20 protein-coding genes and 1 riboswitch are annotated in these 24261 nt (G+C 69.0%); of the genes, 10 read left to right on the top strand and 10 right to left on the bottom strand.

All coding sequences use genetic code 11. The features are described 5' to 3' along the window. Positions 1–121: 121 nt before the first annotated feature. Both D1832_RS15785 and D1832_RS08675 read right to left on the bottom strand, forming a co-directional pair. On the bottom strand, positions 122–1069 hold the full coding sequence (locus tag D1832_RS15785; protein ID WP_118913505.1) for a C40 family peptidase: 948 nt from the start codon (positions 1067–1069) through the stop codon (positions 122–124). A gap of 1 nt (position 1070) precedes the next feature. Beyond that, positions 1071–1244: riboswitch (cyclic di-AMP (ydaO/yuaA leader) on the bottom strand. A 216-nt stretch (positions 1245–1460) separates the two neighbouring features. Next, positions 1461–2162: an iron-dependent transcriptional repressor DtxR gene (locus D1832_RS08675; protein WP_047312293.1), complete on the bottom strand. Its 702-nt coding sequence runs from the start codon at positions 2160–2162 to the stop codon at positions 1461–1463. 107 nt (positions 2163–2269) lie between these two features. Between D1832_RS08675 and D1832_RS08670 the strand changes: the two genes are divergently transcribed. Genes D1832_RS08670 through D1832_RS08660 form a run of 3 tightly spaced genes read left to right on the top strand, consistent with a single transcriptional unit; the run spans position 2270 to position 3695 of the window. Further along, positions 2270–2542 (top strand): hypothetical protein, encoded by a 273-nt coding sequence (locus D1832_RS08670; RefSeq protein ID WP_118913504.1) that lies wholly within the window; start codon positions 2270–2272, stop codon positions 2540–2542. Then, complete coding sequence (locus D1832_RS08665; RefSeq protein WP_118913503.1) at positions 2539–2922, top strand: DUF3105 domain-containing protein; 384 nt, start codon at positions 2539–2541, stop codon at positions 2920–2922. The genes D1832_RS08670 and D1832_RS08665 overlap by 4 nt, the downstream gene beginning before the upstream one ends. Positions 2923–2936: 14 nt before the next feature. Then, a complete protein-coding gene (locus D1832_RS08660; RefSeq protein ID WP_118913502.1) occupies positions 2937–3695 on the top strand; it encodes a DUF305 domain-containing protein in 759 nt (252 codons plus the stop codon). A 241-nt stretch (positions 3696–3936) separates the two neighbouring features. On the opposite strand, the gene pdxH is transcribed toward D1832_RS08660, so the two are convergent. Next, positions 3937–4614 (bottom strand): pyridoxamine 5'-phosphate oxidase, encoded by a 678-nt coding sequence (gene pdxH / locus D1832_RS08655; protein ID WP_047312295.1) that lies wholly within the window; start codon positions 4612–4614, stop codon positions 3937–3939. Between pdxH and serC the strand changes: the two genes are divergently transcribed. Both serC and pepN read left to right on the top strand, forming a co-directional pair. Further along, positions 4613–5788, top strand: a complete 1176-nt coding sequence (gene serC, locus D1832_RS08650) for a phosphoserine transaminase (protein WP_118913501.1) — start codon at positions 4613–4615, stop codon at positions 5786–5788. The two genes, pdxH and serC, sit on opposite strands and share 2 nt — an antisense overlap. 74 nt (positions 5789–5862) lie before the next feature. Next, entirely contained in the window at positions 5863–8445 is a 2583-nt protein-coding gene (pepN, locus tag D1832_RS08645) for an aminopeptidase N (protein WP_118913500.1), read from the top strand. Between the two features lie 87 nt (positions 8446–8532). Here pepN and D1832_RS08640 read toward each other — a convergent pair whose 3' ends face one another. Together D1832_RS08640 and D1832_RS08635 are read right to left on the bottom strand one after the other, a co-directional pair. Further along, complete coding sequence (locus tag D1832_RS08640; protein ID WP_118913499.1) at positions 8533–9873, bottom strand: MFS transporter; 1341 nt, start codon at positions 9871–9873, stop codon at positions 8533–8535. Positions 9874–9968: 95 nt separating this feature from the next. Continuing rightward, positions 9969–10844 (bottom strand): hypothetical protein, encoded by an 876-nt coding sequence (locus D1832_RS08635; protein ID WP_118913498.1) that lies wholly within the window; start codon positions 10842–10844, stop codon positions 9969–9971. Positions 10845–10973: 129 nt separating this feature from the next. Here D1832_RS08635 and D1832_RS08630 point away from each other — a divergent pair, with 129 nt between their 5' ends. The 4 genes from D1832_RS08630 (at position 10974) to D1832_RS08615 (ending at position 17156) form a co-directional block, all read left to right on the top strand. Continuing rightward, positions 10974–11669 (top strand): response regulator transcription factor, encoded by a 696-nt coding sequence (locus D1832_RS08630; protein ID WP_415557222.1) that lies wholly within the window; start codon positions 10974–10976, stop codon positions 11667–11669. Positions 11670–11760: 91 nt separating this feature from the next. Continuing rightward, complete coding sequence (locus D1832_RS08625) at positions 11761–13287, top strand: sensor histidine kinase (protein WP_118913496.1); 1527 nt, start codon at positions 11761–11763, stop codon at positions 13285–13287. 42 nt (positions 13288–13329) lie between these two features. Continuing rightward, on the top strand, positions 13330–14874 hold the full coding sequence (locus tag D1832_RS08620; protein WP_241510937.1) for a S1C family serine protease: 1545 nt from the start codon (positions 13330–13332) through the stop codon (positions 14872–14874). Between the two features lie 140 nt (positions 14875–15014). Beyond that, on the top strand, positions 15015–17156 hold the full coding sequence (locus tag D1832_RS08615; RefSeq protein WP_118913495.1) for a HelD family protein: 2142 nt from the start codon (positions 15015–15017) through the stop codon (positions 17154–17156). Here the strand turns inward: D1832_RS08615 and D1832_RS15780 are convergent. The 3 genes from D1832_RS15780 to D1832_RS08600 are packed head-to-tail and all read right to left on the bottom strand — an operon-like array spanning position 17101 to position 20808. After that, positions 17101–17496 carry a cupin domain-containing protein gene (locus D1832_RS15780; RefSeq protein WP_241510936.1) on the bottom strand — a complete coding sequence of 132 codons (396 nt, stop codon included), beginning with the start codon at positions 17494–17496 and terminating at the stop codon, positions 17101–17103. The genes D1832_RS08615 and D1832_RS15780 overlap by 56 nt on opposite strands. Positions 17497–17515: 19 nt before the next feature. Further along, positions 17516–20056 (bottom strand): ABC transporter permease, encoded by a 2541-nt coding sequence (locus tag D1832_RS08605; RefSeq protein WP_118913494.1) that lies wholly within the window; start codon positions 20054–20056, stop codon positions 17516–17518. A gap of 2 nt (positions 20057–20058) precedes the next feature. Next, positions 20059–20808, bottom strand: coding sequence for an ABC transporter ATP-binding protein (locus D1832_RS08600; RefSeq protein WP_118913493.1), 750 nt, complete (start codon positions 20806–20808; stop codon positions 20059–20061). A gap of 281 nt (positions 20809–21089) precedes the next feature. On the opposite strand from D1832_RS08600, the gene D1832_RS08595 reads away from it, so the two are divergent. Further along, the gene (locus D1832_RS08595) at positions 21090–21386 is read left to right on the top strand and encodes a WXG100 family type VII secretion target (protein WP_047312300.1); all 297 of its coding nucleotides are present in this window, start codon (positions 21090–21092) and stop codon (positions 21384–21386) included. 86 nt (positions 21387–21472) lie between these two features. Here D1832_RS08595 and D1832_RS08590 read toward each other — a convergent pair whose 3' ends face one another. Both D1832_RS08590 and D1832_RS08585 read right to left on the bottom strand, forming a co-directional pair. Next, entirely contained in the window at positions 21473–23623 is a 2151-nt protein-coding gene (locus D1832_RS08590; RefSeq protein WP_118913492.1) for an NADPH-dependent 2,4-dienoyl-CoA reductase, read from the bottom strand. Then, positions 23620–24246: a PadR family transcriptional regulator gene (locus D1832_RS08585; protein ID WP_118913491.1), complete on the bottom strand. Its 627-nt coding sequence runs from the start codon at positions 24244–24246 to the stop codon at positions 23620–23622. The genes D1832_RS08590 and D1832_RS08585 overlap by 4 nt, the downstream gene beginning before the upstream one ends. Positions 24247–24261 lie beyond the last annotated feature (15 nt).

Raw genomic sequence — 24261 nt, 5'->3', positions numbered from 1 at the left:
TCGGCGTCGGTGGCGCAGCGGCCATGTTCTTCCGAGAGTTCAAGTAAGCCCGGGTCCACCAACGCGCAAAGGCGCCGCAAGCCCGAGGGCTTGCGGCGCCTTTGTCGTGCGACCGGTTCTGTCAGAGGCGGCCGTAGGAGGATCCGCGAACCACCGGGTAGAGACCCGACGGCATGCCCGCCTGGCGGGCTTCGTACGACATGCCGTTACCGGCGTAGATGCCGATGTGGCCCGGCGAGTAGACGAGGTCACCCGGACGCGGGTTCGAGACCGGCGTCGTCATGGCCCGGATGAGACCGGACTGGTGCGGAAGGTTGACGCCGATCTGCTTGAACACGTAGGCGACGAAACCGGAGCAGTCGAGACCCGTGGCCGGCGTGCTGCCGCCCCACGTGTAACGGATGCCCGTGTAGCGCGACGCGATGGCGACGACACCGGAGCGCGACGGCGTGGCAGCCGAGGCCTTCTGGTTCGTCATGCGCGTCGCGGCCGTGTTGACCGTGTACTGACGCGTGCGCTGCGTGGTCGCCGTAGCGGCCGGACGCGTGCGCTGCGTGGTCGCCGTAGCGGCCGGACGCTGACGCTGCTGGCCGTAGGCGTTCCGCTGGTTCGGCGTGCGGTGCTGCGTGACGGTGCGGCGCACCTGCGTGCGGTTGAGCTGCTGACGCTCCTCGCGCTCCTTCGCGGCGGCGCGAGCCTCACGACGCTCCTGCGCAGCCTTGCGCTGAGCGGCGAGAGCCTGCGTGGCGCGCTCGTTGCGCTGCGTCAGGGCCTGACGGACCTGCGTGCGCGAGGCCTTCTTGAGAGTGGATTTCTTGGTAGCCGCAGCCTTCTTGGCCTGCTTCACGACGAGCGACTTGGCGGGGGTGACCGTCTTGAGCTCGAGCGGCGTCGTGGCGGCCCGCACGGCCTCCTGACGCGGCGTCGTCGGAGCAGCGCCTGCGGACGAGCCCGTCGCGGCGAGGCCTGCGACGAGACCACCGGTGACAGTGACGGCCGCGGAGACGCGGGTCAGGCTACGGGGGTTCTTCGACTGGGCGTGACGACCGATGGTCTTCTGGGTGGACAATGTGCAACCTCTCGAGCGCCTACGAGGTGAGCTGTCGGGTTCGGGCCAGTTGCTCAGCCCGGTCACGCCGACCAGTGCGGTCTCGTGCGTAACTTCACCCCAAGTCCGTGGCTCATGGCCTCGGACGAAAAGTGGGTCCCCCGCCCCTGTCACTGCGATCTCGCGGATAAGACTCGTACGCCCCGACAGGGCTGGGCGCGAAGGGCGAACGAGTGTTCTCGAACCGAACCGCAACCGACCGTAACGGAAAGATCACGGGCACGTGGAGTTGGTGTTCGCCGCGTCACGGCGCGGCAAACGCGAACTCCACCCGTGGGGGCATGACGCTCCCCGCCACCGCCGAAATCCGCAAAACCGTTACAGGCCGATTATGTGACAAACATCACACGCGTCACCCCTGACGAACCTCCACGAAGACGTGGGACGCGAGGTCGTGCGGAAGCGACACCGCGTCGTCAGGCCGGTCGAGCACCGCAGCGTGCACACGCTCACCCTCGGCGCGCACGATCAGGGCCACCTGCGGCGCGAGGCCGACGCTCGTCAGAACAGCGAGCGACTCGGCGTCCGCCTGGGCCGGCTCACCGATGCGCCGCACGATGACCTCGACGGGCTCCTGGCCGGCGACCTCGACCAGCGACTGCACGCCGTCACGGAAGCCGATCGCCTCCCCTTCCCATCCCAGCTCTGCGAGACCCGGAATGGGGTTGCCGTAGGGCGACAGGCCCTTGTCGGCGATGAGTTCGAGAATCTTGCGCTCCACGCGCTCACTCATGACGTGTTCCCAGCGGCATGCCTCGTCGTGCACGAACTCGAGTTCGAGCCCGATGACGTCGACGAGCAGGCGCTCGGCGAGGCGATGCTTGCGCATGACGCGGGTCGCCAGCGTGCGCCCCTTCTCCGTCAGCTCGATCCGCCGACCGTCACCGACGTGCAGCAGGTCGTCACGCTCCATGCGCGCGACCGTCTGCGAGACGGTCGGGCCGGAGTGGCCGAGGCGCTCGGCGATACGTGCGCGCAGCGGAGGGATGCCCTCTTCCTCGAGGTCATAGATCGTGCGCAGATACATCTCGGTGGTATCGATGAGGTCACTCACGAGGACAAGGGTGCCACCTCCACGGCCTCCTGCGTAGCCGTGCGCAAAGGTTGTACGGCCATAATGAGCGGCGACCGCACAGCACGACGCCCACGAGGAGTACCCCCATGGCACGCAGCGATCGCGATACGGCGAGTGGACGCGAGCGCCTCGCCCAGATGCAGGCCGAGCAGCGCCGCTCGGAAAAGAAGAAGCGCATGGCCCTGATCGCGGGCGGAGTCGCCGCGGTCGTCGCGCTCGGTGGAGGTGTGGGTTTCCTCGCGACGCGCGACTCCGGCGACGGAGGCGACGGCGGCACCGCCAGCTCCGACATCAAGGGCATGAAGACGTGGAGCAACCTGGGCCGCGACCACGTGGAGGGCGACCCCACGTTCCCATGACGCCGCCCGCAGGCGGTAACCACAACCAGGCCTGGGCCAACTGCGGCGTCTACGACAAGAAGATCCCGGACAAGTACGCCGTCCACAGCCTCGAACACGGCGCCGTGTGGATCACCACCGACAAGGCGAGCAGCGGTGACATCTCCAAGCTGAAGAAGCTGGCCGGCCAGGACTACATGCTCATGAGTCAGTACCCGGGTCAGGGCTCGAAGATCGTCCTGACGGCCTGGGGCCACCAGCTCAAGGTCGACAACGCTTCGGATCCGCGCATCAAGAAGTTCATCGACGCCTACCTGCAGGGCCCCCAGACGCCTGAGCCGGGCGCAGCCTGCAGCGGCGCGTACGACCCGAACACGGGCAAGCTCGCCGGCCAGATGTGACGCTCGGACCTTCCATGACGGACGAAGAGAAACCGCACGACGGTGGGGGCCCCGAGCGTCATCGAAGCCCGGAGCCCCCGTCGGACGACGAGCGTCGCGACGACCTCACCTGGGCACAGGTACGCCGCCCGGCGGCCATCACGCTGGTCGCACTCGTGGCCCTCGTCCTCGCCGCACTCGTCGGCATGTGGTCGGCGCAGCCACGTCACCCGGGAGCCGACAGCGTCGACGCCGGGTTCGCGCGTGACATGTCGGCGCACCACGCGCAGGCTGTCGACATGTCGATGACGGTGCGCTCGCGCAGCACCGCAGCCGACATCCAGACGCTGTCCTACGACATCGCGACGACGCAGGAGAACCAGCGCGGCCAGATGATGGCGTGGCTGCAGGAATGGGAGCTGCCCCTCGCGGTGTCCGGTGAGCGCATGGCGTGGATGGCGCGGACCGGCCACCAGCACGCTGGTCTTCCGAAGGGACAAATGCTCCTCGCGGACGGCCGGATGCCGGGCATGGCGTCCGGCGAGCAGTTGTCGAAGCTGCGCGAGAGCCGCGGCAAGCAAGCAGAGATCCTCTACCTGCGGCTGATGATCGCCCACCACCGCGCCGGCGTGGAGATGGCAGAGGCCGCTCAGGCTGCGGCGAGCGACTCACAGACCGTCCGCCTGGCCAGAACGATGGTGGAGGGCCAGAAGAGCGAGATCAACCTCATGACGAGCATGCTCGCCAAGCGCGGCGCCAAGCCGTGGAGCGATGCCGAAGCGGGTCAGAAATAGCCATCAGCACACAAAAACGAAGGGCCGGACGCCACGTGGGAGTCCGGCCCTTCGCCGTTCGGCGCGCACCCGAAGGCGCTGCGGCCGAACAGAACGAAGCACGCCACCAGGGGGAGGGAACGCGGCGCGCTTCGTCATGGTCAACGCTACAACGGGTCGACTTCGTTCCCGAAGGAACACCCACCGCGCGTGAGGTAGGTCGCATCGTCCCGGCAGGGGATTTCGCGTCAGCGAATCTCGTTCACGGCCAACGACGTTCGAGACGCCATGCCGAAGGGTCGTCGAGGTTCCCCTCGGCGGTTCGCACGAAAACAAGACGGTCGTGAAGGCGCGAGTGGCGACCCGCCCAGAACTCGATCTCATCGCAGTCGATGCGGTAGCCGCCCCAGAAGTCGGGCAACGGAACGTCGTCGGGGCTGCCGGTGTCGGGGTAGCGCGCAGCCATCTCGGCGTTCGCCGCTTCGAGCTCGGCGCGTGAGTCGAGCGGGCGCGACTGCTTCGAGACCCACGCACCGACGCGCGAACCCCACGGGCGTGAGTCGAAGTATGTGCGCACGACGTCACGCGGCAGCTCCCGAGCCGTGCCGGTGAACCGGATCGCGCGGAACATCATGGGCCACGTCAGCGCGCCCGCCACCTGAGGGTTGGCCGCAAGATCGGATGCCTTCGCCGACTCGAGATTCGTGTAGAAACCGGGTCCGTCGGTCTCGAGGTAGCGCATGAGCACCGTCCGCACGTGGGGTGCGCCCTGAGCGTTCGCCGTCGCGATGCTGATGGCCTCAGGCTCCGGCACGTCACCCGAAGCGTCCTGGCGGCGGCGCGCGTCGCCCACCCATTGCCGCACGAGGTCGTAGGGCGCCGGGGGCACCTGCGACTCGTCGAGACCTTCACCGTCGTAGTCGATTCGCACCTCAGTCATGCCCCCATCTTGCACCCGCACACCTAGACTGCTCCGAGTGAGTGCCGAGACCTCTGCCGCGGAAACCGTCGTCATCCCCGATTCGCTCAAGCCGGGCGACGGACGTTTCGGTTCCGGCCCGAGCAAGATCCGCCCGGAAGCCCTCCAGGCCCTCGCTTCGCGCTGGGCGCCCGTCATGGGAACCAGCCATCGTCAGGCACCGGTGAAGAATCTCGTAGCCGACGTGCAGGCGGGCCTCACCGAGCTCTACTCCCTGCCCGAGGGCTACGAGGTCGTCATGGGCGTCGGAGGCTCGAACGCGTTCTGGGACGTCGCGACGTTCTCCCTCATCGAGAAGCGTCAGCAGAACCTCGTCTTCGGCGAGTTCACCGCCAAGTTCGCCACTGCTGCGGCGGCACCCTTCCTCGAGGCTCCGCACGTCATCGAGGCACCTGCGGGCAGTGTCGCTTCCCCCGTCGCCACGGCCGGAATCGACACCTACGCCTGGGCGCACAACGAGACCTCGACCGGCGCGATGGCGCCCGTGCAGCGCCCCGACGGCATCGCCGAGGACGCACTCGTCGTCATCGATGCGACGTCGGCGGCCGGAGGCCTGCCCGTCGATCTCACCGAGACCGACGTCTACTACTTCGCGCCCCAGAAGTCGTTCGCGAGCGACGGCGGCCTGTGGTTCGCCTTCATGTCCCCCGCTGCGCTCGAACGCGTCGCGCGCATCAAAGCGAGCGGACGTTGGATTCCTCCGTTCTTCGACCTCGACACCGCGGTGACGAACAGTCGCGCCCACCAGACGTACAACACGCCGGCCCTCGCGACGTACGCGCTCATGAAGGAGCAGCTGGACTGGCTCCTCGCAGGCGGCGGCATGGACTTCGCAGTGGGCCGTACGACCGCGTCGTCGCAGGCGCTCTACACCTGGGCCGACGCGCACGAACTGGCCTCCCCGTTCGTCAGCGAAGCCCAGCACCGCTCACTCGTCATCGGCACGATCGATTTCGCCGACACGGTGGACGCCGCCAAGCTGGCCGCGACGCTGCGTGCGAACGGCATCGTCGACGTCGAGCCCTACCGCAAGTTGGGCCGCAACCAGCTGCGCATCGGCATGTACCCGGCCGTCGACCCCTCGGACGTCGAGGCCCTGACGCGTTGCATCGACCACGTCATCGAACGTCTCTAACGTCACTGCTCAAGCGGGCGGGCCGAGCCCGCGCCGCTAGCATTTCCCAGGCTGCATTCCCAGGAAGGACGCTCATGCCCTCGGCCGCGAACCTCACTCGCGCCGTCGCCGAACACCGTTCCGCGACCGTCGAACTCGCCGACCACGCCATTCACCTCGATCTGACGGGGGCGCCTGATTCGACGCAGTCGACCTTCACGTCGACCTCGACGATCACGCTCGTCTCGAGCGAGTCGAGTGTCGAGATCGACCTCGTCGCGGTAGGGGAACCGCAGGTCGAACTCGACGGTGAGCGCGCCCGAGCGACGTACGCGGACTCGCGCGTGCGCGTCGAAGGGCTCACGCCGGGGCGCGAACACACCGTTACGATCACCGCGCAGTGCGTGTACGGCCACACGGGTGAGGGCCTGCACCGCTACCACGACCCCGAGGACGGCGAGACCTACCTCTACACGCACTTCGAGCCGACTGACGCCCGCCGGGTCTTCGCGTGCTTCGACCAGCCCGACCTCAAGGCTCCGTTCCGCATCAGCGTGAGCGCACCGACAGGGTGGCTCGTGCGTTCCAACGCCGAAGCCGAGCACAGCGCGAGCGAGGGCGCCGTCACGACGACCGACTTCGCCCCGACTTTGCCGATCTCGACGTACATCGTGTGCGTCATCGCCGGCCCGTACCACCTCGTCGAGGACGAGTGGGTGAGTGACGACGGCCGCCGCGTGCCGCTGTCGCTCATGTGCCGCCCCGCGATGGCGTCACGTCTGCCGAGCGCCGACCTGCTGCGCTGGATGAAGGCCGGGTTGCCCTGGTGCGAGGAGCGGTTCGGCCGCGAGTATCCCTGGGGTAAGTACGAGCAGATCTTCGTGCCCGAGTACAACATCGGCGCCATGGAGAACCCCGGCCTCGTGACGTTCAACGAGCGCTACCTCAAGCGCGGCGACGCCACCCGCAGCGAGCGCGAGGCCCTCGCCAACACGCTTCTGCACGAGATGGCGCACATGTGGTTCGGCGACCTCGTCACGATGCCGTGGTGGGACGACCTGTGGCTCAAGGAGTCCTTCGCCGACTTCATCGGCACCCAGGCGAGCGAAGAGATCACCGAGTTCGCCGACGCCTGGGTGACCTTCGGGCTCGGCCGCAAGATGTGGGCCTACTCCGCCGACCAACTGCCGACGACGCACCCGATCGTCGCGGACATCCCCGACGTCGAGGCCGCGCGGGCCAACTTCGACGGCATCACCTACGCCAAGGGCGCCTCCGTGCTGCGTCAGCTCGTCGCCTACGTCGGCGAGGACGCCTTCTACGCAGGAGTCTCGGCGTACTTCGCGGACCACGCGTTCGCCAACGCCTCGCTCACCGACTTCCTCACCGCCCTGTCGACCGCGAGCGGACGCGACATGGGTGCGTGGGCGCAGGCGTGGTTGCGCACGGCCGGCCCGGACACCCTCTCGGTGAACGGTGGCGAGCTCGTGCGCGAAAGCCTCGACTGGAGCGCCGACGAACCGCCCGCCGCCCCGGCGGCACGCCCGCACCGCCTCCAGGTGACGTCGTTCTCCGTCACGGACGACGGCTGGACGCCCCTCGATTCGGAGTGGATCGACGTCACCGACACACGCACGCCGCTGCCCCACGCGGGCGCCGTCACGCTCGTCGACGACCACGACTGGACGTACGCGCGCATCGTGCCCGACGCCGCCACGTTCGACGCGTTGACGGGTCATCTCGCGGCGCTCGAGCCGACGAACTCGCGTGCCGTCGCATGGGGTCAGCTGTGGCACGCGTGCCGCGACGCGCACCTTCCGACGCAGACGTTCTGCCGGACGGTGCTCGCGCACATCCCGGCAGAGCGCTCCCCCGCCGTCGTCGACGGCGTGTGCCTCAAGTACGTCACGGCCGTCACGGCGTATCTCCCGACCTCGATGCGCACCGAGTGGGGCGACGCGCTGTGGCATGTCGCGCGAGATGCCTACACCACGGCCCTCGACGGTGACCTGTACGACGCCTCCGCACAACCGACCGCACGCCTCGATCTCGCCCTGGCGTGGCGACGCGTCCTCACGTGGGCTGCCGGCATCGCGCCCACGGCGCAGCACGAAGTGCGCGCGATGCTCGACGGCCCCGACGGTCTCTTCCACCCCGACGCCGACGAACGCTGGGCCCTGCTCGTCTCGCGCGCGGCACACGCCGGCGAGCACGAGGTCGACGAGGTGCGGGCCGAATTGGATCGCGAACTCGAGCGCGATACGACGAAACGCGGCATCGCTCAGGCCATTGCCGTGCGCGCCGCGCTGGCGACGCCACAGGCCAAGCTCACCGCGTGGGAGCGCACCGATGACGAGTCACTGACGAACGAGGAGGTGGCTGCCCTCGTCGCCGGCCTCACGCACCCTGCGTCAGTGCACTGCGCTCAGAGCGTCGCCCTGCAGGCGCGTTACCTCGATTCGCTGGAGCGGTGGTGGAACGGACGCAGCCAGGTCATCGCCTCGAAACTCGCCCGTGGGCTGTTCGGTGTCGTCACCGATGCCGGGGCTGCTCAGGCCTGGCTCGACGGGCGCGTCGAGGCCCCGGGAGCGTTGCGCCGCATCGTCGTCGAGGAGGTCGACCAGTTGCGCCGCGCCGAGCGTGCCCGCGAGAACGCGAGCGCCGCAGCCTCCGTCTGAGTCAAAGGCTCGCGAGCTGGGCGAGGATCGGCACGAGCACGAAAGCCGCGAGCGCGACGAGAACGATGAGGCGACGGGTCTTCGGGGTCATGCCGCCGATTCTCTCACTGCGGGTTCGCGCACCGCGGCGTCTCCGCTCTGGCCGGCAGAGACGCTGGCCACAGCGCTGACGCGCTCGTCGTCGGTGTGGTCGAGGTCGCGCTCACTGCGGTGCAGACGCGGACGCATTGCCATGACGTCACGCGAGTCGTAGTGGCGGGCGTGCATGAGCGCCACCCCCGCGACCAGGGTGGCAAGGCCGACGGCGATGCTGCCGACGAGGATGGTCCAGCGGGCGCCGAACGTGTTGCCGATCCAGCCGATGAGCGGAGCGCCAACTGGCGTGCCGCCCATGAGGATCGCCATGTAGAGCGCCATGACGCGACCTCGCAGCGCCGGTGCGACGCTCAGCTGAACGGTGGCGTTCGCCGTCGTCAGCGCCGTGAGCGAGGCGAGGCCGACGGGCACGAGGAAGATGCCGAAGAGCCAGACATTCGCAGCGATCGCGGCAAGCGCCGAGAACACCGTGAACGACACGAGCGCGAGCATGAGAAGACGCAGCGACGGGGCCTTGCGACGTGCGGCGAGCAGAGCGGCTGCGAGCGAGCCGACGGCCATGACCGACGAGATGACGCCGTAGGCGCGGGCGTCGGCGTGGAAGACCGTCGTCGCCATGAGGGCCGTCGTGATCTGGAAGTTCATACCGAACGTGCCGAGCACGAAGACGAGCCCCATGATGAGCTGCAGGTCGCGCCGTCCCTGGACATAGACGAGCCCCTCGCGCACTCCACCGCGGCCCTTGCGCCGGGGCGCCGGACGTAGTTCGCGGGGGTTCATCGCGGCGAGTGCCACGAGAACGGCGACGAACGACAGCGTGTTGACGACCATCGACCACCCCGCGCCGATGCTGGCGATGAGCAGGCCTGCGACGCCGGGGCCGATGAGGCGCGCCGCGTTGAACGATGCCGAGTTGAGACCGACGGCGTTCGTCAGGCGGCTCTCGGGAACCATCTCGGAGACGAAGGCCTGACGCGTCGGGTTGTCGAGCGCGGTCGCGATGCCCTGGGCGAAGGCGATGGCCATGACGGCGCCGAGGCTCGCGGTGTCGGTGAGCAGCAGAACGGCGAGCAGCGCCGAGGTGAGCGCGAGCGCGCTCTGGCTGAGCACGAGGAGGCGACGCTTCGGGTAGGCGTCGGCGAACGCTCCGGCGAGCGGGGCGAGGAGGACGACGGGCGCGAACTGCAGCGCAGTGACGAGGCCGAGGGCAGCGGCGTCGTGGTCGGTCAGCTCGGTGAGAACGACCCAATCCTGGGCGACGCGTCCGACCCAGGTGCCGACGTTCGACACGAGTGCGCCGGCGGCGTACAGACGGTAGTTACGGATGGACAACGAGGCGAATGTGGGGCTCGTGGTACCTCCTCTGCTCGCGGGACGGGCGGGTGATCACGTCCGTCAACGCCAAAATGCCGCGGAATATTCCGTACCTATGCTTTGGTGACGCGCGTCTCGCCCTCGGGGTCGAAACCGTCGTCGTCGCCGTCGTCGTCCCTGTCGTCCTGAGGCCCGTCGACGAGGGTGATGTCGTCGTCGAGATCGTCGTCGCCCAACTGGTCGTAGGGCGGGTCGGTGTCGACCGGCTCATCGGCCGCCCGAGCATCGAGCGACTCAGTGGTCGGCGACCCTGCGTCGGACGGTTCATCGCGACCCGGCGTCGTCGGCAGCGCAGCCCCGCGCCTTCTCTCCGGGCTCACGTCTCCCCCGCGCAGCCCGAACGCGACCAGAACGAGCGCCGCGAGCTCCCGGGTGACGGTGCGATCGCCCTCCTGCCACGCGGCAGCGGGGTCCGGATCGAGCGATGCGAGGACGCTGGGACGCAGCGTCGTCAGGCCTTCGAGCGCGAGGAGACGTTCACCGCCCGGCATCGCGCGCAGGCGCGCGACGCGCCCGGCCCGCAGGACGTAGCGAAGGCGGGTGAAGCACCACGGAATGAGTGCGAACAGGATGGGCACGAGCGCCGTCAGGAGTCCGAGCGTCAACGAGAGCCTGCCGAGACCGTCGGCGAGGTCGTGGCCCGACGCGGAGAGGTTGCGCCCCGTCGTCGCCGCGTTGTCGAAGGGGGTGCGCACCTCCTGGCCGACGAACGGGATCTTCGCGACGGCGCTCGCAGCGTCGGTCATGTTCTGAGCGAGCGAACCGCTGCCGGTTTCGAGCTTCGTCGCGCCGTCCTCGGCCACGAGCACGCGGCCGTGCACGACGACGCCCGCCCACACGGCGAGCAGACACCACAGCGCGAGCAGCGCGTCCGCAACGAGTTGACGCGTCCGCCGAGCCGAATCGTCGGCGTAGAACCGCAGGCTCATGGCACCTTCCCTTCGTCCGATCTGGCCCCATCCTAGGAAGCCTGCGTGTCGGCGAAGACCACCCCCACTCGCCACCTCGTCCAGCAGACGCCCAGAAAACTTCCAGACTCGGCGACCAGAATGACCGACATGAGCACCCCCGAGGCACGCATCCTCATCGTCGAGGACGACACCAACATCCGCGACCTTCTCGCCACGAGCATGAAGTTCGCCGGTTTCGACGTGGCCGTCGCAGGCAGTGGCAGCGAAGGTCTCGGCCTCGCAGCCACCCAGGACTTCGACCTCGCCGTGCTCGACGTCATGCTGCCCGACATGGACGGCTTCACCGTGACGAAGCAGCTGCGCGACGGCGGGCGTGAGCTGCCGATCGTGTTCCTCACCGCCCGCGACTCGGTCGACGACACGGTGAAGGGTCTCACCGTCGGCGGCGACGACTACATCACCAAGCCGTTCAGCCTCGAGGAGGTCGTCGCTCGCATCCGCGCCGTGCTGCGCCGCACCAAGGCCGACGACGGCGACGGCCCCACGGTGCGCGTCGCCGACCTCGAACTCGACGACGACAGCCACGAGGTGCGCCGCAGCGGACGGGTCATCGACGTCTCCCCCACCGAGTTCAAGCTCCTGCGCTACCTCATGCTCAACTCGGGCCGGGTCGTGAGCAAGAGCCAGATCCTCGACCACGTGTGGGACTACGACTTCCGCGGTGAGGCGGGCATCGTCGAGTCGTACATCTCCTACCTGCGTCGCAAGATCGACGCCGACTTCTCCGAGCCGCTCATCCACACCAAGCGCGGCGTCGGGTACGTGCTGCGCGAGCCGCGCTGAGCGAGGCCACGCTCTGACCTCCCAGTCGCCGCGTCCGACGCCGTCGACGCTCTCAACTCCCGGCCGCACGGCCCGCGAGCAGTACGCCAGGTTGCGGGGCGGCATTCACCGCTGGCCTCTTCGTGCACGCATCATCGCGGTACTCGCAAGCCTGCTCGGTGCGGCGATGTTCGTCGTCGGCACGGCCGGCTCCTGGCAGCTCGAGACCTACCTCGTGCAGCGAGAGGACGCCGACCTCCAGGCCGCCGCGCCGACCCTCGTCTCCTCGACGATCCAGCAGGAATCCGAAGAGCCGTACATGACGCGCGCGGTGCCGCTCAACGTCTACGCGGCCCGCATCGTCGATTCCCAGCGCACCCACGACTACGTTCCGGCCACCGGCCCGCGCCCCGATTTCCCCGTCGTCTCGGCCCGAACGGCCCGCACGTCGGAAGGCACGCCGCAAACGATCGGCTCCCAGGGCTCGTCGACGACGAAGTGGCGCATGGTGCAAGGCATCGACGAGGCCTCGGGCCGCCCCTATGCGGTCGCCGTCAGCCTGTCGAACGTGCGCACGGTCGTACGCCGCATGCAGATCGTGACGATCGCCGTCAGCTCCCTCGCACTGCTCATCGCGACGGGCGCAGGCCTGTGGGCCGTGCGCCGCGCGTTGCGCCCGTTGCGCGACATCGAGGACACGGCCGCGGCCATCGCCGCCGGCGACCTCACGCGCCGCGTGCCCGACCCGGAAACGACCGACGAGGTGGAGAGCCTCGCGCACTCCCTCAACGTCATGCTGAGCCAGATCGAGCGCTCGATGGCCGTCAAGGATCGCAGTGAGGAGAGCATGCGTCGCTTCGTCGCAGATGCCTCCCACGAGCTGCGCACTCCCCTCGCGACCGTCCGCGGTTACGCGGAGTTGTACCGCGTCGGCGCCGTCACCGACCCGGCCGACGTGTCCGCCGGATTCGGGCGCATCGAGAACGAAGCCAAGCGGATGAGCGCCATGGTCGACGACCTGCTCCTGCTCTCGCGCCTCGAGACCGAACAGCGCGCCGCGACGGTCGGTTCCGACTCGGCCGCGACCGCACGCCCCGTCTCCGACGTGGACCTCACCGTCATCGCCGCGGACGCCGTCGCCGACGCAGAGGCCCGCGTCACCTCACAGCGCTTCCGAGTGCGCGGCATCGACGGGCCGCTCGGGCCCGTCACGGTGCGCGGAGACGAGCAGCGCCTGCGTCAGGTCGTGACGAACCTCGTGACGAACGCCGAGCGCTACACGCCCGAGGGCACCGAGGTCGACGTCCGCGTCGGGCACCTGCCCGGCCCGGACGGACGGCGCGATGCCGTGCTCCAAGTGGTCGACCACGGCCCCGGCATCCGCGAGTCGATGCGCGAGCGCGTGTTCGACCGCTTCTACCGCGCCGACCCGGCCCGCAGCCGCACCCAAGGCAGCACCGGCCTCGGCCTGTCCATCGTGGCCGCCATCGCAGCGGCCCACCACGGCACCGCGTCGGTCGACGAAACTCCTGGCGGCGGAGCCACGTTCACTCTCCGCCTGCCCTCCGGCCGCACAGCAGATCCACAGACAGACCAGGCCCGCTCAACCGATGCGGACCCACCGCCCGCGACCCACTAACCTCGGTTCAAAGAAGGACCACGCGACAGCAGGAGTCTCGACATGACCGACCACCCGAACGCCACGCCAGACCGCCCGGACGGCGGGATGCAGCGCCCGCTGCCCGGTCAGCATCAGGCTCCTGCCACCGGCGCTTCCGACTCGGGCCGTCCCGGCCAGGGCGACGCCTCCACTCCCTCGGGAGGCTCGCGCCCCGTCGACGCCACGCAGGAGATCCGTCCCGAACCGGCACGTCCGTACGGCCCCGGTGACCACCCGAACACCCAGGGCACGGCCGGACACACCGTGCCGCAGCCACGCCAGCAGCCGGCGCAGGCTCCGAACCCCCAACAGCAAGCGCCCGGGGGCGCTCCGGCTGGCGGGTACGCCGCGATGAACGCCCACCCCGGCGGTCCGGCGGCACAGGGCCCCGCGGCTTCGGCTTTCTCGACGACCGACCAGGAGAAGACGAAGAGCCGCAAGGGCCTCTTCGCTGCGGTCGGCTCCACCGCCGTCCTCGCAGCGGCGCTCGCCTCCGCAGGCACCTACGGCGTCGTGAAGGCAGGCGACGACGGCACCGGCTACACGAGCGGTAACTCCACCGTCATCAAGGCCGACCCGAAGGACTTCGCCGACGCTGGCACCGTCAACTGGTCGGCGACGGCGGCCAAGGTGAACCCGAGCGTCGTCTCGATCTCGGTCCGTTCCGGCGACAACGGCGGGCAGGGCTCGGGCGTCATCCTCGACAAGTCGGGCAACATCGTCACGAACAACCACGTCGTCGCGGGCGGCGACCGTGGGGACGACGCCGAGGTGCAGGTGACGCTGCACAACAACCGCACCTACAAGGCCGACATCGTGGGCACCGACCCGTCCACCGACCTCGCCGTCATCCGTATCAAGGACGTGCCGTCGCTCACCCCGGTGGAGATCGGCGACGACAAGAAGCTCGTCGTCGGCCAGCCCGTCATGGCCGTCGGTAACCCCCTCGGCCTCGCGGGCACCGTGACGACGGGCATCGTCTCCGCGATGAACCGTCCTGTGACGACGAGCGGCGGAAACTCCGGTGGATCGTCGACGTCGAACGACACCGTCGTGACGAACGCTATTCAGACCTCGGCCGCCATCAACCCGGGCAACTCCGGTGGCGCGCTCGTCGACGGCAGCGGCCGCCTCATCGGCATCAACTCCTCGATCGCGTCATTGAGTTCCGGCGGCGGCTCCGGTCAGAGCGGCAACATCGGCATCGGCTTCGCCATCCCGATGAGCGTCGTGAAGAACATCTCCGACCAGCTCATCGACAAGGGCGAGGCCGAGCACGCACTGCTCGGTATCTCCACTCAGCCCACAGAGGTGAGCAACGGAAAGGCCACGCTCACCGCGGCCAAGGTCTCGTCCGTGAGCAAGGGCAGCGGTGCCGAGAAGGCCGGCCTGCGTGAGAACGACGCCATCATCGAGCTCGACGGTCAGCCCATCACGTCGGCGAACGCGCTCGTCGCGCAGGTGCGCTCCCGCACGGTGGGCAGCACGGTGAACCTGACGATCATCCGCGACGGCAAGCAGCAGAACGTCCAGGTCACGCTCGGAGCCCAGCCCGCCAAGAAGTGACGTGAGGGCGCGTCAGGGCACACGGCCCACCCCGGCAACATCGGGGTGGGCCGTCCGCGTCGACAGCGACACCGAGCAGTGCGGCCGAGCCCGCTATTGTTGGCTCTCCCCCACCGCTCGCGACCCGAGGTGAGTCACCCATGCCCGCACCCACGTCGGATGCCGTCCTCACCCACGAACGCGAACACCTCGCCCGGGCGCGCGCCAACCTCGCCCGGATGCGGGAGGCGACACTGGCCCTGGATGCGTCGAAGGCGAGCGACGCCGTCAGCGGTGAGGCCCTCGGCGCGACGCTTGCCCGGCGCGTGGCGGCCCTGACCGACGACCCGTCGACAACCCTCTTCTTCGGTCGCATCGACTACACCGACCCGACGCAGGCCACGGCCCACGAGGAACAGCTCTACGTCGGGCGCCGACACGTCTCCGACGAGGACGGCGACCCGCTCGTCATCGACTGGCGCACACCGGTTTCGACGGCGTTCTACCGGGCCTCGCCCGCCGAGCCCATGGGCGTCAGCCTGCGGCGACGATTCGGCGTCGAGCGCGGCGAACTGACCGCCTACGAGGACGAGCACCTCAGCCACCCCGACGAAGGCGACCGCGTCGACGGCGACCTGCGCAGCGCGATCCTCGCCGAAGAGATCGAGCGGCCGCGCTCCGGCCCGATGCGCGACATCGTCTCGACCATCCAGCCCGAGCAAGACGCTCTCGTGCGCGCGGACGTGACGACCACCGTCTGCATCCAGGGAGCGCCCGGCACCGGTAAGACCGCAGTGGGTCTGCACCGCGCCGCGTGGTTGCTCTACACCTTCCGGGCACGGCTCGATCGCGCCGGCGTCCTCGTCGTCGGCCCGAACGCGGCGTTCCTCGACCACATCTCCGCCGTGCTACCGTCGCTCGGCGAGGCGCGGGTACGCCACGCGACGATCGCGACCGTCCTCTCGGGCGACGCCGACCCCGAAACCCCGAAGGAACGCCGCTGGGTCGTGCGTGGCACCGATGACGTGGCTGTCGCCGTGCTCAAGGGGGACGCGCGCTGGGCACCGGTGATCCACCGCGCCGTCTGGGCACACGCCGGCGAACCGACCGAAGCGCTCGTCGTGCCGCGCGGCTCCCGTCGATGGCGCGTGGCCGCCTACGAGGTGGCGGAGATCGTCGACGAACTGCGTACGCGAGGTGTGCGTTACGAAGCGGCCCGCGCCATGCTGGCGCAGCGGCTGGCGCATGCCGTCATGGTGAAGCTCGAAGCGTCGGGCGATTCGCCGGACGACCGGGTGCAGGACGCCATCGCGCGCAGCGCCCCGGTGAAGGCGTACATCAAGGCGCTGTGGCCCAAGATCGACGCGGCCGGCGTCGTCCACCGGCTCCTGTCCGACGCCGACTTCCTCACCGAATGCGCGCGCGAGGACCTCGACGCCGACGAGCAGGCTCTCGCCCTGTGGGCGAAGCCGCCGCGAGCCAAGGGCTCGGCGCGGTGGAGCGTCGCGGACCTCGGGCTGCTCGACGAAGCCGCGGACGCGATCGAGCGCACGACGAGCCTCGGGCACGTCATCGTCGACGAGGCCCAGGACCTCTCGGCCATGCAGTTGCGCGCCGTCGGCCGTCGCTGCTCGACGGGTTCGGCAACCGTGCTCGGCGACATCGCGCAGGCGACGACGCCGTGGGCGCCCGGCTCGTGGGACGCCTCGATGGGTCACCTCGGCAAGCCCGAGTTCCACCTCGAGGAACTGCGTCAGGGATTCCGTGTGCCGGCGGCCGTCATCGAGTACGCAGCGCTCCTCCTGCCGACGATCGCGACGGGGCTCGCATCGCCGGAGTCGGTGCGTTCCAACCGTGGACGCCTCGAGCACCTCAAGGTCGACGGCGCGCAGGCCCTCCCCGCAGGAACGCTGGACGCGATCCGCAGCGCGGCCAACGAGCCGGGATCGGTCGGCGTCATCGCCGTCGGATCGACGCTCGACGCACTCGAATCAGCGCTGCGTGACGCAGGGCTGGCCTACGGACGACTGGGCAGCGATCACGGCGATGCTGAGGATCACCAGATCGAACTCGTGCCCTCCGACGTGGCGAAGGGCCTCGAGTTCGACCGCGTTGTCGTGGTGGAGCCGGCCGACATCGTGGCTGCCGAAGCCGACGAGCTGACGGGGCTACGGCGCCTCTACGTCGTCCTGACGCGTGCCGTCAGCGCCCTGACGATCGTGCACGCCCAAGGGCTGCCGCCGCAGCTCAGTTCGAGCGCGGAGCCCGCAGGTGAGCCCGCTCGGCCAGTTCTTCGTCGCTGACGGGAACGAGCAGGTCGGCGCCCGGCGGCAGCACTGCCGTGACGGTGAAGACGGTCTCCGGTCTCGTCGAGGTTGTTCGCGTCCTGGTAGTGGATGAGGTCGCCGCCCGGCTCCCAGAACGCCTCCCCCGCGCGGATGATGCGCTCGGGTTCACCCTCGACCTCGAAGCGATCTCACCGGAGATGAGGTAGCCGAAGACGGGGCCGGGGTGGCGGTGCGGCGGGCTGCCCGCGCTGCCGGGCGGGAGCGTGACGAGCACCGTCGTCACGTCTGCGGGGCCGGGCACGTGTTCGACGTTCGCTTGGGACAGAACAGCGATCCTGGGGTCGGTGTCGCTCACGGCCTTCTCCTTCGATTGATCACTCTGTGGCGATGGCGGACAGGATGTTGAGCTTCGACGCGCGTCGGGCCGGCCACCACGCGGCGAGCACACCCACGAGGGCCGCGAGCACGAGGAAGAGCGCGAGGCGCCCGTACGGAATGACGAGGACGTCAACACCCGAATCGGCCTGCGTGCGCTGGAACAGCACCCCGAAGATCGTGCCGAGGACAACGCCGATGAGAGCACCGATGAGCGAGATCGTCACGGCCTCGAGGCGCACCATCGAGCGCAGCTGACGGCGGCTCAGACCGACCGCCCGTAGCAGCCCGATCTCGCGGGTGCGCTCGATGACGGACAGCGCGAGCGTGTTGATGATGCCGAGCACGGCGATGACGATGGCGAGACCGAGCAGGCCGTAGATGAGGGTGAGCATCGAGTCGATCGGCGCGCGCTGCTCGGCCGCGTAGCCCTCCTGGTCCTTCACCGTGATCGTCGGGATGTCCTTGACGACACCTTCGAGCCCGGCCTGCACCTCCTTCCGGTCGGCGCTGTCGGCTGCGAGGACGTGGAGCATGTTGTCCTTCTCCGCGCCGCCGATTGCTTCGAACGTCGGGATGGTGACGACGTAGTCGTCCTGACGGTCGTTGTCCTCCTTGTCGAAGACACCCGCGACGTTGACCGCGCGGGTGTGCGAGCCGTCGACCGTGATGCGCACCTGAGTGCCCGGCTTCCAGTTGAAGGCCTTCGCGACGTCCGTCGAGACGAGGAGCTTCGAGTCGTCGAGCGCGTTCGAACCCTGCGTCACCGTGATCGGTGCAACGTCGTCGAGCGTGGCCGCGTCGACGGCCAGGAAGGTGGCGGGAGCGTCGTTGGCCGTGCCGTCGCCGTAGCGCTGGCGTGAGACCTCACGGACGCCGTCGACCTTCTTCATCGACGGCGCGATGCTCTGCGACATCGGCTCCGAGCGCTGGCCGCTCACGACGAAGTCGCCGCGGAAACTCTTGGCGATGAGGGCATCGATGCTGCCCGAGGCCGAGGCGCCGAACACCGTCATCATCGACACGAGCGCGAGCCCGATCATGAGCGCCGATGTCGTGGCCGCGGTGCGGCGCGGGTTACGCAGCGAGTTCTCCTCGGCGAGGCGTGCCACGACGCCCTGACGCCGGGCGAGGGCACCGATGCCGCGTACCACCGGGCGGGCGAGCACGGGTGTGGCCGCGATGGTGCCGAAGAGCATGAGCACCATGCCGGTGACGAACACCCAAATGCTCGAGTCGGTGACGAGCTGCGCGACGACGAGCGCGACGCCGATGACGAACAGGAGCGCACCGAACCACGCGCGACGGGAGACCGTCTGCTCGGGCTCGACCTGGTCGTCGCGCATGGCAGCGATCGGTGAGATGCGGGAGGCATGGCGGGCCGGAAGCCAGGCCGCGAGCGTCGTGACGCCGAGGCCGATGACGAGCGACACGATAATGGTGCGGGGCTCGAGTGTGAGGCCACCGGTGTCGATCTCGGCGCCGAGACGAGCGAGCAGGGCCGAGATGCCCTTGGCGAGCAGGACGCCGACGCCGATGCCGAGCACCGAACCGATGAAACCGACGACGAGCGCTTCGATGACGACGCCGCCGAAGACCTGACGCCGCGACGCGCCGAGCGCGCGCATGAGCGCCAATTCCTTGCTGCGCTGCGCGACGAGGATGCCGAACGTGTTGACGATGAGGAACGAGCCGACGAGCAGCGCGACGCCCGCGAAGACGAGGAGGAAGGTCGTGATGAACGACAGCGCGTCCTGGATTCCGGAGGCCGCCTCGTCTGAGGCCTGCTTGCCGGTGACGACCTCGAAGCCCTCCGGAACGGTGGGTTTGAGGGCCTTGACGACGTCGTCCTGGGACGTGCCGGGCTCGGCCTCGACCCACAGCGAGGTGTAGCCGTCGCGCCCGTCGAGGAAGAGCTTCTGGGAGGTCTTCGTGTCGACGACGGCGAGCGTCGTGCCGACCATCGAGCCGTTGGCGTAGGAGGCGAAGCCGACGAGTTTGCCGGAGTAGCGCGGCGTCTCACCGGTGGTGAGGATGCTCACGGTGTCGCCGATTCGGTAGCCGCCGCGCTCTGCCGTTTTCGGATCGAGCGCGATCTCACCGTTCTTCGTCGGTGCCCGGCCCTCGGTGATGTGGAGGCCCTCGGCGTCCTCGGCGGCCTTGGCTGTGTGGAAGTTGACGCCGAACGCAGGCGCCCCCTGCCCGCCGATGACCTTGCCGTCCTTGGCCAGGACGGTGGCCGAAATGGAGGTGACGACTCCGTCGACCTGCTTGACGCCGTCGGCGGCTCGGGCCTTCTCGAGCGCGCTCGGCGGGATGATGCGAGCGCCGAGGCGCGAGCCGTGGCCGCCGTTCTCCTGCGCGAGGCGGACGTTGGCGTCACCGACGGTGCCGTTCATGATGCCGGTGAAGGCCTTGCCGAGGGAATCGGTGAACATGAGCGAGCCGGCGACGAAGGCGACGCCGAGCACGATGGCGAACGTGCTCATGAGCAGGCGCAGTTTGCGCGCCCACACCGTCTTGAGGGAGGTGGCGAGCACCCTTATCGCCGCCCGGCGCGGGACTCGAATTGCTTCATGCGGTCGAGCACGCGCTCCGAGGTGGGGTCGCGCATCTCGTCGACGACACGGCCGTCGGCGAGGAAGACGACACGATCGGTGAAGCCGGCAGCTAAGGCGTCGTGGGTGACCATGACGATGGTCTGCCCGAGCCGGTCGACGCTGCGACGAAGGAAGCTCAGGACCTCTTCGCCGGAGCGGGAGTCGAGGTTGCCGGTGGGTTCGTCGGCGAAGATGATGTCGGGCTGCGTGACGAGGGCACGCGCACATGCGACGCGTTGCTGCTGGCCACCGGAGAGCTGGCTGGGGCGGTGCCCGAGTCGCGATTCGAGCCCGACGGCGTGAATGGCGTCGTCGAACAGTTCCTGGTCGACTTTGCGCCCGGCGATCGAGGCGGGCAGCAGGATGTTCTCGCGGGCCGTGAGCGTCGGCACGAGGTTGAACGACTGGAAGATGAAGCCGATGCGGTCGCGGCGCAGCGCGGTGAGGCGCTTGTCGTCGAGGCCGCTGACCTCGGCGTCACCGATGTAGGCCTTGCCGTCGGTGGGCGTCTCGAGCGCGGCGAGGCAGTGCATGAGGGTGGACTTGCCCGATCCGCTCGGGCCCATGACGGCGGTGAACTCGCCCTCGTAAAGATCGAGGCTCACCCCGTCGAGCGCGAGGACACGCGCGTCGCCCTCGCCGTACGCCATCGTCAGGCCGTCGGCCTCCGCCGCGATCGTGCGTTCGCTCATGCCGCCAACCTAGCGCGCCGCACTGACAAGGGGTGGAAACGGCCGCGCCGTCGAGACCACGAGCCGGCGGTGGTCACAGACAAGGCAATGGGCTACGGCATCAACGGGATACCCGGGGCAAGGGAACGTAGGGGCAGTCACGTGCCGGGGGTGCGCACCGTCCACAGGTGTGACGGCTGGGCGCGCCTGTGGATGACCGAACGCACCGCTCGAAGCGTCCTGCCTACCGTCGAACCCGAGGAGACGAACCCCCTCGCCTCCCCCGTTCGAAAGGCAGCACCATGGCATCGCAGTACACCGTCGACTCCGACGCGATCTCCACCCACGGCACCGACACGGCCACCCTCGTCACCGAGCTCGAGACGTCCCTGACGAACCTCAACACGAAGCTGACGACCCTGCAGACGCAGTGGAAGGGCTCGGCCTCGACCAACTTCTCGTCCCTCATGACGACGTGGCACACCGACATGACGAAGCTCAAGGGCACCCTCAGCTCGATCAGCTCGACGCTTCACCTCACGAGCAACGAGTACTCGACGGCCGAGGACACCAACATGCGTCGCTGGATCAGCGCCTGACAGCCCACTCACGCACGAAGCGCGCCCGCGCGAACCTCCACGACCTAGCGCGGAAGAACGTGCGGGCGCGCTTCGAACCTGCAGGCTCACAAGGCGGCGGCAACCTCCGTCGCCTGCTTGATGGCACGCTTCGCGTCGAGCTCGGCGGCCACATCGGCGCCGCCGATGACGGTCACCTTGCTCTCGTCGAGGCCGGGGATGAGGTCGCGCACCGACTCCTGGCCGGCGCAGATGACGACGGTGTCGACGTCGAGCACCCGCGTGACCGGCTCGCTGGCGTCGAACTTCTCCTGCGCCTCGCTCGACACCTTGCCCAGACGCTTGTCGAGCGCCTTGAGCTGCGGCACCATGCCGAGCGGCAGGCCGGTTTTCTTCGACAGCTTCGTCACCGGGCCCACAGGGCGCGGCGGCGCGGCGGTGAGCGTCAGGTGGAGGCCGTCGTCGTCGATGCGGTCGTACGTGGCGCCGCCGATGAACTCGACCTTCGAGTCCTTGAGCGTCTGCCGGTGCACCCAACCGGTCGTCTTGCCGAGGCCCTTGCCGAGCGCCGTGTGCTTGCGCTGCACGAGGTAGACCTGGCGGCGCGGATCCTCCATCACCTTCTCGGTGATGTTGCCCGGCACCGTCTCCGAGTCTGTAACGCCCCAGCGCTCCATCCAGTGCTTGAGCGTCTCGTGCGGCTCGTGCAGGAGGAACTCGCTCACGTCGAAGCCGATGCCGCCGGCGCCGACCACGGCGACGCTCGCGCCGGCCGTCTTCTCGCCGCGCAACAGTTCGTCGTACATGATGACCTTCGGGTGGTCGAGGCCCTCGATCTGCGGGCGACGCGGCACGACGCCCGTGGCGAGCACGACGTGGTCGAACTCGGCCAGCACGTCGGCGTCGGCCTTCGTGCCGAGGCGCACCTCGACCTTGAGCTCCTCGAGGCGACGCGTGAAGTAGCGCAGGGTCTCGGCGAACTCCTCCTTGCCGGGGATGTTCATCGCGAGGCGGAACTGGCCACCGAGATGATCGCGCGTCTCGAACAGCGTGACGGCATGGCCGCGCTCGGCGAGGTTCGTCGCGGCGGCGAGACCGGCGGGGCCGGCGCCGACGACGGCAACGCTCTTGGTGCGCTGTTTCGGCACCGGCAGGAGCACGAGCTCACCCTCGCGCCCGGCCTGCGGGTTGACGAGGCAGCTCACCTTCTTGCCGCCGAAGGTGTGGTCGAGGCAGGCCTGGTTGCAAGCGATGCAGGTGTTGATGAGGTCGGTACGTCCGGCCTCGGTCTTCTTGACGAAGTCCGGGTCGGCGAGCAGCGGGCGCGCCATCGAGACCATGTCGGCCAGGCCGTCGGCGAGCAGCTGCTCGGCCACCTCGGGCGTGTTGATGCGGTTGCTCGCGATGACGGGGATGTCGACCTGGGCGCGCAGTTTGCCGGTGGCCCACGCGAACGCGGCGCGCGGCACCGACGTCACGATCGTCGGGATGCGAGCCTCGTGCCAGCCGATGCCCGAGTTGAACATCGACGCGCCGTCGGCCTGCAGGTGCTGCGCGAGCGTCGCGATCTCCTCGAACGTCTGCGAGTTGTCGACGAGGTCCGCCACCGAGATGCGGTACAGCACGATGAAGTCCTCACCCGCGGCGTCACGCACAGCACGGACGATCTCGCGCGGCAGGGTCATACGCGCCTCGGCGCTGCCACCGAAGCGGTCCGTGCGGTCGTTCGTGCGCGCGGCGAGGAACTGGTTGATGAGGTAGCCCTCGGAACCCATGATCTCGACGCCGTCGTAGCCGGCTTCCTTCGCCAGGCGCGCCGACGTCGCGTAGTCGCGGATCGTGCGCTCGACGTCCTTCGTTGTCATCGCCTTGGGGCGGAACGGCGTGATCGGCGACTTCTTGTTCGACGCGCTCTTGCTCCAGGGCGTGTAGCCGTAACGACCCGCGTGGAGGATCTGCATGAGGATGCGGCTGTCGTGCTCGTGCACCGCGTCGGTGACTATCTTGTGGCGATCGACCTGACGCTTCGCGGTGAGCATCGACCCGAACGGGCTGAGCTGACCGGTCGTGTTCGGCGCGAAACCACCCGTCACCATGAGCGCGGTGCCACCTTCGGCGCGGGCGGCGAAGTAGCGCGCCAGCTGCGGGAAGTCACGCTTCTTGTCCTCGAAGCCGGTGTGCATCGAGCCCATCATGACGCGGTTCTTCAGCGTCACGCCGCTCACCTCGAGCGGGCTGAGCAGGTGCTCGTAACTCATGCGGTTCTCCTCGATGTACGAGACGCCTCGGGCGCCTCGGTGGTCTCGTGTCGGATGTCGGTCGGTGGGGTGTCTGCGACGGGAACGTCGGAGGCTCCGAACAGATCGAGCATCTCGTCGCACCACGCGAGCAGGGACTGCTCGGTGAGGATGCCGCCGCGCAGCACCGCGTACAGCGGACGCTCCTCGTCGGTGAGCGCTTCGACGTCCGGGTAGTGCTTGGCACGGTTCGCCTCGAAGTAGGCGAGCTGTTCGGCGTGCTCGGCGCGCCGGCGTCGAATGTCGGCGACGACGGCGTCCTCGTCACCGAAGCCCATGCCGCGGATCTTGACGGCGAACTCCGAGCGCAGCTGTTCGCTCGGAGTGGGCTCCCGCGTCCAGCGCAGCAACTCTTCGCGACCGAGATCGGTGACGGCGTAAACCCGTCGATCCGGGCGCCCCTCCCCCGGTTCGATGCGGACGGCGAGCAGGCCGTCCTCGGCCATGCGCCCGAGGACGCGGTAGATCTGTTGGTGCGTGGCTCGCCAGAAGAAGCCGAGCGAGCGGTCGAAGCGACGCGTCAGGTCGTACCCGGTGGCCTCCTGCTCCGCGAGGGAGACGAGGAGCGCGTGCTGCAACGACATGCACTTAGTTTCATA

This window comes from Dermacoccus abyssi (assembly GCF_003515945.1).
Lineage (GTDB): Bacteria > Actinomycetota > Actinomycetes > Actinomycetales > Dermatophilaceae > Dermacoccus > Dermacoccus abyssi.
This window is presented reverse-complemented; position numbering and strand designations above follow the sequence as displayed.

Coding starts and splice junctions, on each gene's coding strand:
- D1832_RS08590 (WP_118913492.1), bottom strand. CDS start 23,623: ATGAGTTACGAGCACCTGCTCAGCCCGCTCGAGGTGAGCGGCGTGACG.
- D1832_RS08635 (WP_118913498.1), bottom strand. CDS start 10,844: ATGAGCCTGCGGTTCTACGCCGACGATTCGGCTCGGCGGACGCGTCAA.
- D1832_RS08620 (WP_241510937.1), top strand. CDS start 13,330: ATGACCGACCACCCGAACGCCACGCCAGACCGCCCGGACGGCGGGATG.
- pepN (WP_118913500.1), top strand. CDS start 5,863: ATGCCCTCGGCCGCGAACCTCACTCGCGCCGTCGCCGAACACCGTTCC.
- D1832_RS08585 (WP_118913491.1), bottom strand. CDS start 24,246: ATGTCGTTGCAGCACGCGCTCCTCGTCTCCCTCGCGGAGCAGGAGGCC.
- D1832_RS08665 (WP_118913503.1), top strand. CDS start 2,539: ATGACGCCGCCCGCAGGCGGTAACCACAACCAGGCCTGGGCCAACTGC.
- D1832_RS08660 (WP_118913502.1), top strand. CDS start 2,937: ATGACGGACGAAGAGAAACCGCACGACGGTGGGGGCCCCGAGCGTCAT.
- D1832_RS08595 (WP_047312300.1), top strand. CDS start 21,090: ATGGCATCGCAGTACACCGTCGACTCCGACGCGATCTCCACCCACGGC.
- D1832_RS08615 (WP_118913495.1), top strand. CDS start 15,015: ATGCCCGCACCCACGTCGGATGCCGTCCTCACCCACGAACGCGAACAC.
- D1832_RS08670 (WP_118913504.1), top strand. CDS start 2,270: ATGGCACGCAGCGATCGCGATACGGCGAGTGGACGCGAGCGCCTCGCC.
- pdxH (WP_047312295.1), bottom strand. CDS start 4,614: ATGACTGAGGTGCGAATCGACTACGACGGTGAAGGTCTCGACGAGTCG.
- D1832_RS08630 (WP_415557222.1), top strand. CDS start 10,974: ATGAGCACCCCCGAGGCACGCATCCTCATCGTCGAGGACGACACCAAC.
- serC (WP_118913501.1), top strand. CDS start 4,613: ATGCCCCCATCTTGCACCCGCACACCTAGACTGCTCCGAGTGAGTGCC.
- D1832_RS08600 (WP_118913493.1), bottom strand. CDS start 20,808: ATGAGCGAACGCACGATCGCGGCGGAGGCCGACGGCCTGACGATGGCG.